This is a genomic window from Amycolatopsis sp. lyj-84 (assembly GCF_046549075.1).
Classification (GTDB): Bacteria; Actinomycetota; Actinomycetes; order Mycobacteriales; family Pseudonocardiaceae; genus Amycolatopsis.
In genome coordinates this window covers 152309-166708 of sequence record NZ_JAJPWO010000016.1, presented here as the reverse complement: position 1 = coordinate 166708, position 14400 = coordinate 152309, and the positions used below count along the sequence as shown (strand labels likewise).

Genomic DNA, 14400 nt, shown 5'->3' with positions numbered 1-14400 from the left:
AGGAATCGAGACACTCAACGTCCCCATTCCTACATCGTCAACGCCCGGCAAACGCTGAGCCGCAACCCCAACCGAGTGTGGAGGATTTAGGACGTTGAACGTCCCAAATCCTCCACGCTCGAACCTGCCGCGGCGAGATTCCGGTGCCCGAACCACCACTCACGAGAGTCCCGAAACCCGCAAAGTGAGATTCAGCCGCCCCACCAGCCCCAGCCCCGGATCGGCGGTCCCCGGCAGCACCTTCGGCACCCCGTGGAAAGCCAGCCGCGACTCCCCGCCGAACACGAACAGATCCCCCGACCGCAGATCCACATCCGTATAGGGCCGCCCGCGATCCGAAGTGTTCCCGAACCGGAAGACGCACGCGTCCCCCAGACTCAGCGAAACGACCGGCTCCAGCGAGGTCTCGTCCTTGTCCTGGTGCATCCCCATCTTCGCGGCGGCGTCGTAGAAGTTCACCAGCGCGATGTCGGGGTCGTAATCCGAGGACCCGTAGGCATCGGTCACCGCCCGCCGCCCGAGATCACCCAGCCACGAGGGGAACGGGAGCACCGGGGAGCCGTCGTCGGTCACCTTCGAGTACCGGTACGGGTACCAGTGCCAGCCGAGACAGACCGTCCGCACGGACATCACGCCGCCGTTCGGCAGCCGTGTCTGCCGGTAGCCACGCCAGCCGCGGCAGGCTTCGACCAGCTTGCGTTGTTCGTCGAGGTCGAGCCAGTCCGGGACGTGCACCGCACCGGGTGCGACTTCGGCCCGGGGCCGGGGGATCAGCGCGTCCACACCTCGAGTCTGCCAGGACGCGCGCCGATGATCCGGTGGCCCCGCACCATGACGCTCGCCGCGGTGAACCAGCGCAGCACGCGGTGGGCGAAACGCGGCTGAGACGGAGCGGCCCTGACTGTCACGGCGGAGAACGTGCCACAACGAGCCGCGAGAAGCCACCTTTCGGACTACTCCGATCGGCCGGTTGACCGCAGTGCGAACACCCGACTACAGCGCGAGTTCGACGACCGTCACCCCGGCTTGGGCGGGCACCGGGTCGTTCATCGCCGCCAGGACCGCGGGGACGTCGTCGAGGCCGACTCGCTTGCCGATCATCGCTTCGAGGTCGATTCCGGCGGTCTCCACCACCCGCAGCATCTCGGGGTACTCGTGCGCTTGCAGTCCGTGGATGCCGACGATCTCCAGCTCCCCGCCGATCACGCGGTGCATCGGGATCGGCGCGATGCCCTGCGCGGGCGGCATCAATCCGGCCTGGACGTGGCGTCCCCGCTTCCGGAGGCTGCCGATCGAGGCCGCGCAGGTGGTCGGCGAGCCGAGGCAGTCGAGCGAGACGTGCGCGCCGCCGCCGGTCAGCTCCCGGACCTGGATTGCGACGGCTTCGTGGCCCTCGAAGCCGGAAGGGTCGACGACCGAGACAGCCCCCATCCGTGTGGCCAGCGCCCTGGCTTGCGGGGAAGGATCGACGGCGACGACCGACGCACCGGCCGCGACGGCCAGCAGGATCGCCGAGACCCCGACGCCTCCGCAGCCGTAGACCGCGACCCACTGGCCGGGCCGGACGCCGCCCTGCCGCAGTACCGCCCGGAACGCCGTCCCGAAGCGGCAGCCCAGTGCCGCGGCCTCGGCCGAGGACAGCGAGTCCGGCAGCGCCACGAGGTTGACCTCGGCGTTTTCGATGGCGACGTACTCCGCGAACGAGCCCCAGTGGGTCGCGCCCGGCTGGAACTCGCGGTCGCAGATCTGCTGGTCACCGGCCGCGCACTGGGCGCAGGTGCCGCAGGCGCAGACGAACGGCACCGTCACCCGGTCCCCCTCCGACCAGCCGCGGACGCCCTCGCCGAGCGACGCGATCCGGCCGGCGAGTTCGTGCCCGGCGACGTGCGGCAGGTTCACCGAAGTGTCGTGACCTTGCCAGGAGTGCCAGTCGCTGCGGCACACCCCGGTCGCCTCGACGGCGATCACCACCCCGCCCGGCGGCACGACCGGATCCGGCACCTCGCGTACCTCGGGCAGCACCCCGAACTCCTCGAAGACGACCGCCCGCACCCGTACTCCCTACGTCCCCGTCTCCCGGCCTCGTTGCATCACCAGGCCCTCGCCGGGCACCGTACACCGGGCCGCCCGCCCTCGCGGCGGTCCCAGAAGCCGCGACAGGGACTCCGACGGCACCCCGAGGATCTCCTCGAGATTCTTGAGCACCAGCAGGGATTCCGGCCGTTCCGGACGGCAGCGCCCGGACTGCCAATGGCTCAGGGTCGCGAGGCTGATCGAGCACCCCCGCCCTCGCAGCCGGTACCGGATCCGGTCGAGACCGAGACCCCTCGCCCTGATCGCCGCCCTGAGGGCGTCCGCGAACGGCCCGGCCTCCAGCAGCCGCCTGAGTTCCCGTCCTTCCGCAACCCCCCGGTCGATGGTGTGTGTCCGCTGACCGGTCATTGTCATCGCCTTCGCACGCTCGCTAGCCACCCGGAATAGCGCAGCCTAGGCGTGCGAACACATGATCGGAAGGGCCTTAGATCACCTATCCGACCGGCATGTGGGTGATGTGCCGAAGAGCCGAATTATGCAGGGACGTAGGGAAAATTCCCACCGCGCGCCCCGGCCGAAACGCGTCCACAGTGGACACGGGGTCAGCGGAGCGCGACCGACAGCGCCTGGGCGATCTCCTTGCCGATCGCGTGCGTCGCCGCGTCCGGCGGCGAGCCGACCTTGACCACCATCGGGCCGCCGAACGGCTGGCGCTCGACGACCTCGATCCGCTCGCCGAGGCCGATGGAGTGCTCGGTGAGGTAGCGCAGGAGTTCCGGGTCGGTGTCCCAGACACGCACGATCTCGCCGACCGCGCCGGGCGGGAGGTCGTCGAGGATGCGCATCGGCATCTCCTCGACGCTGCCGTCGGGGGCCGGGATGGGGTCGCCGTGCGGGTCCCGCACCGGGTTGCCGAGCTTCGCCGCGATCCGCTCGACGAGCCTGTCCGACACCGCGTGCTCCAGCGCGTCGGCCTCGGCGTGCACCTCGTCCCAGGTGTAGCCGAGTTCGGACACCAGATAGGTCTCGATCAGCCGGTGGCGGCGGAGCACCGAGCGGGCCAGCAGCCTGCCCTCGGTGGTCAGCTCGATCCCGCGGTACGGGACGTGCGCGACCAGCCCGAGCTGGGACAACTTGGTGACCATGCCGGACGCCGACGACGGGCTGACCTCCAGCCGCCCGGCCAATGACGTGTTGGTGACGGCCTCGCCGCGCTCCACCAGCCCGTAGATCACCCGGACGTAGTCCTCTACGGACGACGACCTGCGATTTGCCCCTTCACCCATGCGTGCGAGTTTACGGCTTGCCGCTTGGTCGCGGCTCACCCAGCGTGCGGCCGCCAGCGGTACCGGATCCAGCCGGGGACGGGGTCGGCGCCGAGCTGGGCGTAGAACGCCTCGCCCTTCTCGTTGCCCTCCTGCATGTCCCACTCGACCCGGCCCGGCGTCCGGGCGGCCAGCTCGTCGAGCAGCTCCCGCCCGAGGCCGAAGCGCCGGTGCTCGGGACGCACGAAGAGGTCGTCGAGCCAGATCCCCGGCCTGGCCTCCCAGGTGGAGAAGTTCCAGCTGCAGAAGGCGAAGCCCGCGACCTCGTCCGGCTCACCCGGTGGGGTGGCAAGGAGCACCCATGCCTTCGGCTCGGGGCCGAAGAGGAACCCGGCCATCTCCCGGCGGTCGAGCTTCAGATCGTGTTTGTCCTCGTAGACCGCGTGCTCCTCGATGAGCGCGCAGATCTCCTCGATGTCGTCCGCGACGGCGTCCCGTACCGGCATCAGTGTCAGCTCCGTTCGTAGACGAGGTCGCCGCCGACGGCGGTGGCGACGACCTGGATCGAATCCAAAGTGGACTCGTCGGTCGGGTCGGCCGAGAGGACGGCGAAGTCCGCGAGCTTGCCGGGCAGCAGCGTGCCCAGGTCCTTCTCGGCGAAGGCCGCGTACGCGGAGCCGTAGGTGTAAGCGTGCAACGCCTCGGCCGGGGTCAGCCGCTCTTCGGGACCGAGAAGGACACCGGAGGAGGTCTTCCGCCGCACCATGTCGGCCAGCGCGAGCAGCGGCGCGCCTTCGACGACCGGGCGGTCCGAGCTGGCAGGGAGCACGCATCCCGCGTCGAGCAGGCTCTTGAGCCGGTAGCACCAGGGCTCGCGCTCCGGGCCGAGCGCGGCGCGCATCCCGTCGCCGATTTCGTTGACGAACCGCCCCTGGGGCGAGGCGATCAGCCCCAGCGACGCCAGCCTCTTCAGCTCCTCCGGCCGCAGTACCGCGCAGTGCTCGATGCGGTGCCGGTGATCGGGACGCGGATCCGCTTTCAGCGCGGCTTCGTAGGCGTCGAGGACGACGGTGATCGCGCGGTCGCCGATGGCGTGCGTCGCGATCTGCCAGCCCGCCCGGTGCGCGGCGGCGATCGTCCGCGCGATCTCGTCTTCGGGCACCTGGAAGTAGCCGACGTTGTCCGGTTCCCCGGCGAACGGCTCGTGCATCGCGCAGGTCCGCCCGATCAGCGAACCGTCGGCGAACAGCTTCATCGCGCCGAGCCGCAGCCACTCGTCGCCGAAGCCGGTACGCATCCCCAGGTCGAGCCCGTACAGCGCTGATGGCTCCTCGGCGGGAAAGCGTGCCTCGGAGCTGGCGCCCGCGTCGAGGTCGTGCAGCACACTGGCCGCGACCATCACCGTGCTCCGCACCCGCAGCACCCCGCGGTCGCGCGCCAGCTGATAAGCGGCGAGTTCGGCTGGGGTCTCCCCCACGAGGCCCCCGCCGATGCCGGCCTCTTGGACGCTCGTGATCCCCTCGGAGAGGTATCGCTCACTCGCCCGGTCCAGCCCGCGCACGACCCTTTCGATCGGCGTCGGGTAGGTCAGCGGCCGCAGCAGCAGCTGGGCCTGCTCCCGCAGCAGCCCGGTCGGCGAACCGTCCCCGTCGCGGACGACGTCACCGCCCACCGGAACGTTCGCGAGGTCCAGCTGCTCCAGCACCGCGGAGTTGACCACGGTCATATGCCCGGACGTGTGCTTGAGCCGCACGAGGTGCCCGGGGGCGGCGCGATCGAGCCCCTGCCTGGTCGGATGGCCGCCCGCGAGCTTGTTCTGGTCGTAGCCGCTGCCGATGATCCAGCCGCCCGGCGGTGTCTCGGCCGCGCGCCGCGCGACGGCGTCGTACACCTCGTCCACGCTGCGGCAATCCGAGAGCGCGACGTCGTCGAGCGCCATGCCGAACCACGCCATGTGGTTGTGCGCGTCGTGGAAGCCGGGCACCACCACCGAACCGCCTAGGTCGACCCGGCGTTTTGCGGAAAGCGCGGCAGCGTCGTGACCTAAAGCGACAATTCGCCCGTTCAACGCCGCAAGCGCTACGGATTCCCCTGCTCCGGTGAGGAACCGGGCGTTCTCGTAGACCGTGTCGACCCGCATGAATCCGACCCTATCGATCGATCGATCGGTCGTCTAGGCTCGGTGACATGAGCACCGTGGACTACGCACTCGACGACGGCATCTGCGTGATCTGGCTGAACCGCCCCGAACGGCTCAACGCGGTGGTCGCCGAACTGGTCGACGACCTGCTGGAAGCACTCGACGCGGCCGCGAACTCGGACGCGCGGGCGGTTGTGCTCGCCGGCCGGGGTCGCGCGTTCTGCGCGGGTCACGACCTCAAGGAGCCCACCCCGGAGGGTGATTCACGCCCCAGGCTCGACCGGCTACAGGACGTGACGCGCCGCCTTCGCGGGCTGCGCCAGCCCGTCATCGCCGCGGTCCACGGGTACGCGATCGGCGCGGGGGCCGAGTTCGCGATGGGCTGCGACCTGATCCTCGCCGCCGAAGACGCGGTGTTCGCCTTCCCCGAGGTCTCGCTCGGCCTGAGCGTCACGGGCGCGGCGTCGCGGCTGCTGCCGCTGCTGGTCGGCCCGCTCAAGGCCAAGGAACTCCTGCTGCTGGGCGAACGTGTGAGCGGCGCCAAGGCGCACGAACTCGGCCTGGTCAACGCCGTCCTGCCCGCCGACGACCTGATGGACACCGCGCTCGACTGGGCGGCCCGGATCGCCGCCCATCCGGCCGCCGCGGCCACGATGGCCAAACGCGCCCTCGATTCCGGCATCGACAGCTCGCTCGACGCCGCGCTCGAACTCGAAGTCAGCCACGCGCTGATCACCGAGCACTCCGCCGCCGTCCTCGCGTCGGCCGAAGCGTTCCGGAGCCGGACATGACCTCGCTCGCCGGGATCGACACCCTCCTCGGGCTGACCAGCCGGGCCGCCGCGCTCTGGCCGGGCAAAACGGCGTGGATCTTCGACTCCACCGGTGAGCGCTTCACCTTCGCCGACGTCGACGCGCGCAGCACGGAGTTCGCCAACGCGCTGCTGGACCTCGGCGTGGAGCCGGGCGACAGGGTCGCGGTGATGCTGCGGAACCAGCCCGAGTTCCCGTTGTTGTGGCTGGCCTTGGCCAAGATCGGCGGCGTGCTCGTGCCGGTCAACACCGGCTATCGCGAATTCGACGGCGCCCACGTGCTCCGGCATTCCGGCGCGAAATTCGCCGTCGCGGCCGAAGAATTCCTGGAATTGCTGCACAAGATCGCGCCGGAGACCTCGCTGAAGCGAGTGCTGACACCCGGAGAACTCACCGGTTCCGGCGGCGGCCCGGCCTTCACCAGCGAAGGCGAACGCCCGGTCAACCTCCAGTACACCTCCGGCACCACGGGCGCCCCCAAGGGCTGCGTCCTGCCGAACCGGTACTGGACGACACTGGCGATCAGCCTGGCCACGGAGTTCCCCATGGTCGGCGCGGAAGACGTCATCCTGACCGCGCAGCCGTTCCACTACATCGATCCACAGTGGAACGTCGCACTGGGGCTCGCGGGCGGCGCGACCTTGGTGGTGCTCGACAGGTTCCATCCCTCCACGTTCTGGGAGAAGGTCCGCGAACACGGCGTCACCTGGTTCTATTGCCTCGGCCTGATGCCCACGCTGCTGCTGCGCCAGCCGGAAAGCGAGCTGGACAAGGCACACCAGGTCCGCGCGATCTGCGCGTCGGCCATCCCGCGAGACCTGCACGCCGCGCTCGAAGCGCGCTGGGACACGCCTTGGTACGAGGCCTTCGGCATGACCGAAACCGGCGGCGACATCCGGATGTACCCGGCGGATCACGAAGAGACGATCGGCACCGGCTGCCTCGGCAGGCCCGCACCGACGCGCGAGGTGATGATCGCGGACGCCGACGGCAAACCCCTGCCGCGCGGGGAAACCGGGGAGCTGCTGATCCGCGGGGTCGGGCTGATGCACGGCTACCACGACGACCTCGAAGCGACCAGGCGCGCGTTCGACGGCGGCTGGTTCCACACCGGCGATCTGGCCACAATGGACGAAGAAGGCCGCGTGTACTACGTGGGCCGTACCAAGGACATGATCCGCCGCAGCGGCGAGAACATCTCCGCCGACGAGGTCGAACGGGCACTGCAGCTGCATCCGGCGGTCAAGCTCGCCGCCGTCGTCGCGGTGCCGGACGAGCTCCGCGGCGAGGAGGTCAAGGCGTACCTCGTCCTCGACGAAAACGAGGGCCACCAGTGCGAACCGGCCGAACTGGCGGAGTTCTGCTCGGCGAAACTGGCCTACTTCAAGGTTCCCCGGTTCTGGGCCTTCGCGGAGGAACTGCCGATGACGCCGTCGGAGCGGGTCGCCAAGGGCGAGCTGAAGAAGGCGGAAGACCTCCGCGCCGGTTCGTGGGACAGGGTCACTGAAAAATGGCTGTGAACATGGACCCTCGGCGGGAAAAAGAACCTCGGGTCGTGAACACCCGCGAAAGGGTCCGTCAGGCCGCGGTGAAACTGTTCGCCACCAAGGGTTTCCACGGCACCGGCATCCGGGACCTCGCCCAGGAGGCGGAGCTGTCCTCGGCCAGCCTGTACCACTACATGGGCACCAAGGAAGACCTGCTGGTGGCCATCATGAACGAGTCGCTGCGGCGGCTGCTCGACGCGGCCGAGCAGGCGACCGCCGGGCTGGCCGATCCCGTGTCGCGGCTCGGATCCCTGGTGGCGCTGCACGTCCTCGCGCACGCCATCCAGCCGGACGACACCCGCGTGGTGGACAACGAGGTGCACGCGCTCACCCCCGGCGCCAGGGCCGAAGTGGTGGAGCTGCGCGATGCCTACGAAAGGCTGTGGGCGGACGCCATCGAAGACGGTGTCGCGGCGGGTGTCTTCCACACCGACCAGCCTTCGGTCACCCGGCTCGCACTGGTGGAGATGTGCAGCGGGGTCGCTCGCTGGTATTCGCCGCGCGGGCCGCTCACCCTGGACCAGCTGGCCTCGCATTACGCGGAACTGGCCCTGCGGGCGCTCGCCTGTGAACGTCATCTGGATGTCACGGCACTGCAAAACTGCCGTGAAGTGGTCTCGGGAGTGTGGCGAGTGCCCGTTTAGCGGCGACTTTAGGACGGTACGCCTTGCTCAGACGGCTTCTCTGGGGGACGCTCGAAGGGTGACTGAGCAAACGATCCAACTCGAACTGGACGACTCGGGTCTCTCGCCGGCGTTGCCGGTGCCTTCGAACCCCCGTGATCAGGTGCAGGACGTCCCCTACCGCCCGGTGGGATTCCGCGACGACGACCTGCCCACGGCCCTCGAACGGTGCGCGACATGGCTACGCCAGGCTCAGGAGTGGCTCGGGGAACCGGTCGATGTGCTGGCCGTCCATCTCGACTATGACGACCGCCAGGGTTCGCCGTATTACGACGTGAAGCTTCTCTGCAACGAGGAGGACCTGGCCGGGGTCCCGATCGCGATGCGGGGCAAGAAGGACGACGACTAGGACCGACGCAATGAAGGGGACTTTCCTGGCGAAATTTGCCATGAAAGTCCCCTTCATTGCATGTGCCGCACGCCTCAGCCGAGGGTGCCCCCGACCTTGACGTGCCCCTTCAGCAGGTTCCGCGCGATGGTCCGGCGCTGGATCTCGTCGGTGCCCTCGTAGATCCGCAGCAGCCGCAGTTCGCGGTACCACCGCTCGACCGGCAGTTCCCGCGTGTAGCCCATTCCGCCGTGGATCTGCAGGACGCGGTCGACGATCTCGTTCGCCTTCACCCCGCCGTACAGCTTCGCCATCGACTGCGCGTGCCGCGAGTCCAGCTTCTGGTCGACCTGCCAGGCGGCGTGCAGCACCAGCCAGCGCAACGCCTCCAGCTCGGTGCCGGAGTCCGCGATCATCCACTGGATGGCCTGGCGCTCGGCGATCTTCTGCCCGAACGTCTCCCGGGTGTTGGCGTGCTCGATGGCCATCGAGATCAGCCGTTCGCAGGAGCCGATCGCGCGGGCGGGCAGCAGGTAGCGGCCGGCGCCGATCCACTGCATGGCCAGGTCGAAGCCGTGGCCGAGTTCGCCGAGGATCTGGGTCTCCGGCACGCGGACGTCCTCGAAGACGAGCGCCGCCGGGCCCCATTCGCCCATGGTGTCGATGTATTCGGACTTCCAGCCCGCGTCGCGGTCGACGAGGAAGCAGGTGACGCCGCCGTTCGCGCCCTTCTCGGGGTCGGTGATCGCGAACACCATCACGAAGTCGGCCTCGTTACCGCCGGTGATGAAGGTCTTCTCGCCGTTGATGACCCAGTCGGTGCCGTCCTTGCGGGCGGTCGTCCGGATGGCCTTGGCGTCCGAGCCCGCGCCGGGTTCGGTGATCGCGAAGCACGACTTGCGTTCGCCCGAGATCGTCGGGAGCAGGTAGCGCTCCTTCTGCTCGTCGTTGGCGTAGTACAGGATGTTGTCCGCGGCGCCGCCGAAGCGGAACGGCACGAACGTGCGGCCGAGCTCGGCCTCCAGCAACGCGGTCATCACCGCGGACAGGCCCATGCCGCCGTACTCCTCGGGCGTCTGCACACCCCAGAAGCCGGACTCCTTGGCCTTCAGCTGCAGTTCGCGCAGCTCATCGGAGGTCAGGCCGGGCTGACCGGCGCGTTCGCGGCGCAGCACCTCCTGCTCACGCGGCATCAGGTCGCGCTGGACGAACGTGCGGACCCAGTCGCGCACCTCGCGTTCCTCGACGCTCAGAGAGAAATCCATGGTCAGCCCGCTCCTGTTCGGCATTGACTAAGCGCTCGCTTAGCTCAGCGTACCGCTTCGGTTGTCGTTCGCCGAGAAGTTGTCATAAGTTTTCGCAACCTGTTCTCGTCTCGTCGAAGGGCACCCATGAGCACGGAAGCACCCGCGGCGAAGCGCGACCGGACCCACTACCTCTATCTGGCGGTGATCGCCGCGGTGGTCCTCGGCATCGCGGTCGGCATCCTCTTCCCCGCGCTGGGCAAGGAACTGAAGCCGCTCGGGACCGGGTTCGTGAACCTGATCAAGATGATGATCTCGCCGATCATCTTCTGCACGATCGTGCTCGGCGTCGGCTCCGTGGCGAAGGCGGCGAAGGTCGGCCGCGTCGGCGGGCTCGCGATCGGCTACTTCCTCGTGATGTCGACGGTCGCGCTGGTCATCGGCCTGGTCGTGGGCAACATCCTCCAGCCGGGCACCGGCCTGCACCTGACCCCCGAGATCGCCGAAAAGGGCCAGGACCAGATCGCCAAGAGCGAGGGCACCGTCGAGTTCCTGCTCGGGATCATCCCGAAGACGCTGGTCTCGGCGTTCACCGAGGGCGAGGTGCTGCAGACGCTGCTGGTCGCGCTGCTCGCCGGATTCGCGCTGCAGAAGCTCGGCACGAAGGGCGAGCCGATCCGCCGCGGCATCGAGCACATCCAGCGGCTCGTGTTCCGGATCCTCGCGATGATCATGTGGGCGGCCCCGGTCGGCGCGTTCGGCGCGATCGCCGCCGTCGTCGGCGAGACCGGCTGGAAGGCGCTGCAGAGCCTCGCGGTGATCATGCTCGGCTTCTACATCACCTGCGCGCTGTTCGTGTTCGTGGTGCTCGGGCTGATCATCGGCCTGCTGGCCAAGGTCAACATCTTCAAGCTGCTGAAGTACCTCGGCCGCGAGTTCCTGCTGATCCTGTCGACTTCGTCGTCCGAATCGGCGCTGCCGCGGCTGATCGCGAAGATGGAGCACGCGGGGGTCTCCAAATCCGTGGTCGGCATCACCGTGCCGACCGGGTACTCGTTCAACCTCGACGGCACCGCGATCTACCTGACGATGGCGTCCATCTTCATCGCGGACGCGCTCGACAAACCGCTGACCATCGGCGAGCAGGTCTCGTTGCTGGTGTTCATGATCATCGCGTCGAAGGGCGCCGCCGGGGTCACCGGCGCGGGGCTCGCGACACTGGCGGGCGGGCTGTCGTCGCACCGTCCGGAGCTGGTGGACGGCGTCGGGTTCATCGTCGGCATCGACCGGTTCATGTCCGAGGCCCGCGCGCTGACGAACTTCGCGGGCAACGCCGTCGCGACCGTGCTGATCGGCACCTGGACCAAGGAGATCGACCGCGAGCAGCTGGACCGGACCCTGGACGGCCGGTCACCGTTCGACGAAGCGACGCTGCTCGACGAACATTCGAGTGATACCAGTGCGGATCGGGTAAAAAGGGAGACGTGATCGAATGTGCGGTCCGCTGGTCCCCGCCCCTGCCCACTGAACCCCGGTTCCTGGCCCTGCTCGACGAACTCGAGCAAGGCCGGTACGACAGCTACCGTCAGGACATCGACAAACGCCGGTTCCTGACCGGCCGAGTGCTGGCGAAAACCGTCACGGCCGAACGCCTCGGCCTCGCCGTCGAGGACGTGAAGTTCGACGCGACCTGCGAAGACTGCGGCAAACCGCACGGCCGCCCCCGGGTGCCCGGGGCGCCGCTGATGCTGTCGATCTCGCATTCCGGCGACCTCATCGGCGTCGCGGCCACCGAGGGGACGCCGGTCGGCCTCGACGTCGAGACGGCCACCAGGCGGGCCGAAGACTCGCTCATGGAGTACGCGCTGACCCCGACCGAGCAGGCCGCGATCTCCGGTCTGCCCGACGAGCAGCGCGCGACGGCGTTCTTCACGTACTGGACGCGCAAGGAAGCCGTCATGAAGGCCACCGGGAAGGGCCTCAAGATCCCGCTGCAGAGCATCACGTTCTCCGGGTACGACGAGCAGGCGCGGCTGACCCGCTCGAGCCACCCGGCCCTCGACCCGGAACGGACGCGGCTCGCGGACCTGAAGGCGGCCGAGGGCTACCGGGCCGCCGTCGCGCTGCTGACGTCCGACGAGATCTCGGTGACCGAAGACTTCGTGACCCTCTGACCCCGAGGGCTGAAGGGGACCTTCGCCGCATGCGACGCGGCGATGGGGCCCTTCGCGGCGTCTGACGAGGGGAAAGGGGCCTTCACCCCGTCACTTACCACTCACGAGACTTGGCCGAGTCGCACGCGCAAGGATCGCAACTAGAGGACGAAACGCGTGACGCTCTAGATCTCCAGGCCCATGGCGGCCAGCAGGGTGCGGAACTTCGCCGAGGTCTCGTCGAGTTCGGTCCGCGGGTCGGAAGCGGGGACGATGCCGCCACCGGCGTACAGCCGCATGGAGGTGTCGGCGATCTCCGCGCACCGGATCCCGACGGCCCACTCGCCGTCCCCGGCCGCGTCGACCCAGCCGACGGCGCCCGCGTAGTACGCGCGGTCGAACGGCTCGAGTTCCCCGACCAGCGAGCGCGCGGCGCCGGTCGGCGTGCCGCAGACCGCGGGTGTCGGATGCAGCGCGGCGGCGAGGTCCAGCGCGGTGACGTCCTGGTCGACCAGCTCGCCGGTGACGGTCGTCGAGAGGTGCCAGATCGCCGGCGTCGAGACCAGCTCGGGGCCGCGGACGTCGAGGGTCCGGCAGAAGGGCCGCAGGATCTCGACGACGGACTCCACCACCACGGCGTGTTCGAGGTGGTCCTTTTCGGACGCCAGGAGCGCCTCACCATGGGCCTTGTCGATCGCCGGGTCCGCTGACCGGGGCATCGACCCGGCATGCGGCCGGGAAAGCACGGCGCCGCCGGTTCGGGACAACAGGAGTTCGGGGGTGGCGCCGACGAGCGTCTGCCCGCCGGGCAGCTGCGCGGCGTAGGTGGTGTGCCGGGGGTTGCCGTTCGCCAGGTTCCGGACGACGTCGGCGACCGGGACGGCTTCGGAGAAGTCGAGATCGAGCGCGCGGGCCAGGACGACCTTGCGCAGGTCCCGGTCGCTCAGCGCCGAGACGGCCGCGCGGACGGCGGCCAGATGCGCCTCCGGTTCGGGCACGGAAGTGACCTTGACCGGCTGCGGGAGCGCGGTGCGCGGCGGTACGGCCCCGCGATCGGACGACGCGCGGTGCACGGCGCGGGGCAAGACCAGGTGACCAGGCGTCGACGTGCCCTCGCTGGTGTCGAAGGGCAGCACGCCGACCGCGATCGGAGCGCCGGTGCCGGCGAACAGCCCCGGGAGTGCCCGGGACAGCCGCACCGGATCGGTGTCGGTCGCGGTGGCCGCGGCCCCGCTCGCGAGGAGCGCGTGCCGGGCCGTGGCCAGGAGAAAGTCGCCCCACTCGTAGCGGGCGGCCAGGTCTGCCGGGGTCGCCGGTGCGGTACTGGTCGTCACCCCACCAGCGTCCCAGGCTCCGGCTGAGACCAGGGGAAAGTGTTGCCCGGGCAACAGCCTCTCGGGCAGCACCTTCCCCTGGACAGCCCGTGACCTGGGCGGAAGCGTTACTTCAGCGCCTCGAGGAGGGCCTCGCGCTGCCGCTCACCCAGACCGGCTGCACGCCGGTCAGGGTCGATCCCGGCCTGCTCCAGCAGGGCGGCGACCTTGACCGCGCCCAGGCCGGGCACGGCCTTCAGCAGCTGCGTGACCTTCGTCTTGCCGATGGTCTTGTTCTCCTTGGCCTGCTTGAGCACCTTGTCGATGCTCTCCTTGCCGGACTTGATCGACGCAAGCAGCTCGGAGCGCGCCTTGCGAGCCTCAGCCGCCTTGGCGAGGGCATCGGCGCGCTGCTCCGGAGTCAACGTGGGCAGAGCCAACGTAGTAGTCCTTTCATCTCAGGTCTCCGCTTTCGCGGCCGACGGCCTTTAACCATGCTTGCGAGAGCAAGCGCTGGCCAGCCGTCTCTGTACCACGGCTCCAGTAAACGCCACCCGTTCCTCGGCCGTGAAACCGACACGCACTTATTACCCCTCGACCACGACCTGGGCAACCCGCCCCAGCCTGCGGAAACACGCCATTCGGGCGGCGATTCGATGGCGTTCATCACCCTTATGAGCGATGCCGCCACTTCGCACTGTTAGCCATTTTTCGTTTCATGGCAGGAAAAATACGAATTATTGATGATCTTGACCCGAACCGGCGAACACCCGTTAGCGCGACACTGTGACCGAACGGTTGCCTGCGAGGTTACTGACCAGTTCACCCGACCCGGATTAGAGTCGGCCCAACCCCAGTTCACCGGAGAACGAGCACCACGG

At 68.9% G+C, this 14400-nt stretch carries 16 protein-coding genes; 6 read left to right on the top strand and 10 right to left on the bottom strand.

The features are described from left to right. Window positions 1-159 precede the first annotated feature (159 nt). The 7 genes from ACLJRM_RS36890 to ACLJRM_RS36860 form a co-directional block, all read right to left on the bottom strand. Entirely contained in the window at window positions 160-783 is a 624-nt protein-coding gene (locus ACLJRM_RS36890) for an alpha-ketoglutarate-dependent dioxygenase AlkB family protein (RefSeq protein WP_410665705.1), read from the bottom strand. Continuing rightward, entirely contained in the window at window positions 771-908 is a 138-nt protein-coding gene (locus tag ACLJRM_RS36885; RefSeq protein ID WP_410665704.1) for a hypothetical protein, read from the bottom strand. Before ACLJRM_RS36885 ends, ACLJRM_RS36890 begins: the two co-directional genes overlap by 13 nt. Before the next feature lie 85 nt (window positions 909-993). After that, complete coding sequence (locus ACLJRM_RS36880) at window positions 994-2052, bottom strand: zinc-dependent alcohol dehydrogenase family protein (protein ID WP_410665703.1); 1059 nt, start codon at window positions 2050-2052, stop codon at window positions 994-996. A 9-nt stretch (window positions 2053-2061) separates the two neighbouring features. Further along, complete coding sequence (locus ACLJRM_RS36875) at window positions 2062-2448, bottom strand: transcriptional regulator (RefSeq protein WP_101610767.1); 387 nt, start codon at window positions 2446-2448, stop codon at window positions 2062-2064. 188 nt (window positions 2449-2636) lie between these two features. Beyond that, window positions 2637-3320 (bottom strand): metal-dependent transcriptional regulator, encoded by a 684-nt coding sequence (locus ACLJRM_RS36870; RefSeq protein WP_101610768.1) that lies wholly within the window; start codon window positions 3318-3320, stop codon window positions 2637-2639. A 35-nt stretch (window positions 3321-3355) separates the two neighbouring features. Next, on the bottom strand, window positions 3356-3805 hold the full coding sequence (locus ACLJRM_RS36865; protein WP_101610769.1) for a GNAT family N-acetyltransferase: 450 nt from the start codon (window positions 3803-3805) through the stop codon (window positions 3356-3358). 5 nt (window positions 3806-3810) lie between these two features. Continuing rightward, on the bottom strand, window positions 3811-5439 hold the full coding sequence (locus ACLJRM_RS36860; protein ID WP_101610770.1) for an amidohydrolase: 1629 nt from the start codon (window positions 5437-5439) through the stop codon (window positions 3811-3813). 47 nt (window positions 5440-5486) lie between these two features. On the opposite strand from ACLJRM_RS36860, the gene ACLJRM_RS36855 reads away from it, so the two are divergent. Genes ACLJRM_RS36855 through ACLJRM_RS36840 form a run of 4 tightly spaced genes read left to right on the top strand, consistent with a single transcriptional unit; the run spans window position 5487 to window position 8830 of the window. Continuing rightward, window positions 5487-6230 (top strand): enoyl-CoA hydratase/isomerase family protein, encoded by a 744-nt coding sequence (locus ACLJRM_RS36855; protein WP_410665702.1) that lies wholly within the window; start codon window positions 5487-5489, stop codon window positions 6228-6230. Further along, window positions 6227-7771 (top strand): AMP-binding protein, encoded by a 1545-nt coding sequence (locus tag ACLJRM_RS36850; protein WP_410665701.1) that lies wholly within the window; start codon window positions 6227-6229, stop codon window positions 7769-7771. The genes ACLJRM_RS36855 and ACLJRM_RS36850 overlap by 4 nt, the downstream gene beginning before the upstream one ends. A gap of 35 nt (window positions 7772-7806) precedes the next feature. After that, window positions 7807-8442, top strand: coding sequence for a TetR/AcrR family transcriptional regulator (locus ACLJRM_RS36845; RefSeq protein ID WP_101610773.1), 636 nt, complete (start codon window positions 7807-7809; stop codon window positions 8440-8442). 58 nt (window positions 8443-8500) lie between these two features. Beyond that, window positions 8501-8830: a hypothetical protein gene (locus ACLJRM_RS36840; RefSeq protein ID WP_101610774.1), complete on the top strand. Its 330-nt coding sequence runs from the start codon at window positions 8501-8503 to the stop codon at window positions 8828-8830. A gap of 74 nt (window positions 8831-8904) precedes the next feature. On the opposite strand, the gene ACLJRM_RS36835 is transcribed toward ACLJRM_RS36840, so the two are convergent. Next, the gene (locus ACLJRM_RS36835; protein WP_410665700.1) at window positions 8905-10074 is read right to left on the bottom strand and encodes an acyl-CoA dehydrogenase family protein; all 1170 of its coding nucleotides are present in this window, start codon (window positions 10072-10074) and stop codon (window positions 8905-8907) included. A 126-nt stretch (window positions 10075-10200) separates the two neighbouring features. Between ACLJRM_RS36835 and ACLJRM_RS36830 the strand changes: the two genes are divergently transcribed. Further along, complete coding sequence (locus ACLJRM_RS36830) at window positions 10201-11541, top strand: cation:dicarboxylate symporter family transporter (protein ID WP_410665699.1); 1341 nt, start codon at window positions 10201-10203, stop codon at window positions 11539-11541. After that, window positions 11538-12227, top strand: coding sequence for a 4'-phosphopantetheinyl transferase family protein (locus ACLJRM_RS36825; RefSeq protein ID WP_410665698.1), 690 nt, complete (start codon window positions 11538-11540; stop codon window positions 12225-12227). The genes ACLJRM_RS36830 and ACLJRM_RS36825 overlap by 4 nt, the downstream gene beginning before the upstream one ends. 164 nt (window positions 12228-12391) lie before the next feature. Here the strand turns inward: ACLJRM_RS36825 and ACLJRM_RS36820 are convergent, their stop codons facing one another. After that, entirely contained in the window at window positions 12392-13540 is a 1149-nt protein-coding gene (locus ACLJRM_RS36820) for an isochorismate synthase (RefSeq protein ID WP_410665697.1), read from the bottom strand. Window positions 13541-13647: 107 nt separating this feature from the next. Then, a complete protein-coding gene (gene mihF, locus ACLJRM_RS36815; protein WP_005155963.1) occupies window positions 13648-13959 on the bottom strand; it encodes an integration host factor, actinobacterial type in 312 nt (103 codons plus the stop codon). Window positions 13960-14400 lie beyond the last annotated feature (441 nt).

What these genes read in the sequence shown, in the direction of transcription:
- ACLJRM_RS36875 (WP_101610767.1), bottom strand. Translation starts at nt 2,448, where the DNA reads ATGACAATGACCGGTCAGCGGACACACACCATCGACCGGGGGGTTGCG.
- ACLJRM_RS36835 (WP_410665700.1), bottom strand. Translation starts at nt 10,074, where the DNA reads ATGGATTTCTCTCTGAGCGTCGAGGAACGCGAGGTGCGCGACTGGGTC.
- ACLJRM_RS36860 (WP_101610770.1), bottom strand. Translation starts at nt 5,439, where the DNA reads ATGCGGGTCGACACGGTCTACGAGAACGCCCGGTTCCTCACCGGAGCA.
- ACLJRM_RS36855 (WP_410665702.1), top strand. Translation starts at nt 5,487, where the DNA reads ATGAGCACCGTGGACTACGCACTCGACGACGGCATCTGCGTGATCTGG.
- ACLJRM_RS36830 (WP_410665699.1), top strand. Translation starts at nt 10,201, where the DNA reads ATGAGCACGGAAGCACCCGCGGCGAAGCGCGACCGGACCCACTACCTC.
- ACLJRM_RS36850 (WP_410665701.1), top strand. Translation starts at nt 6,227, where the DNA reads ATGACCTCGCTCGCCGGGATCGACACCCTCCTCGGGCTGACCAGCCGG.
- ACLJRM_RS36865 (WP_101610769.1), bottom strand. Translation starts at nt 3,805, where the DNA reads ATGCCGGTACGGGACGCCGTCGCGGACGACATCGAGGAGATCTGCGCG.
- ACLJRM_RS36870 (WP_101610768.1), bottom strand. Translation starts at nt 3,320, where the DNA reads ATGGGTGAAGGGGCAAATCGCAGGTCGTCGTCCGTAGAGGACTACGTC.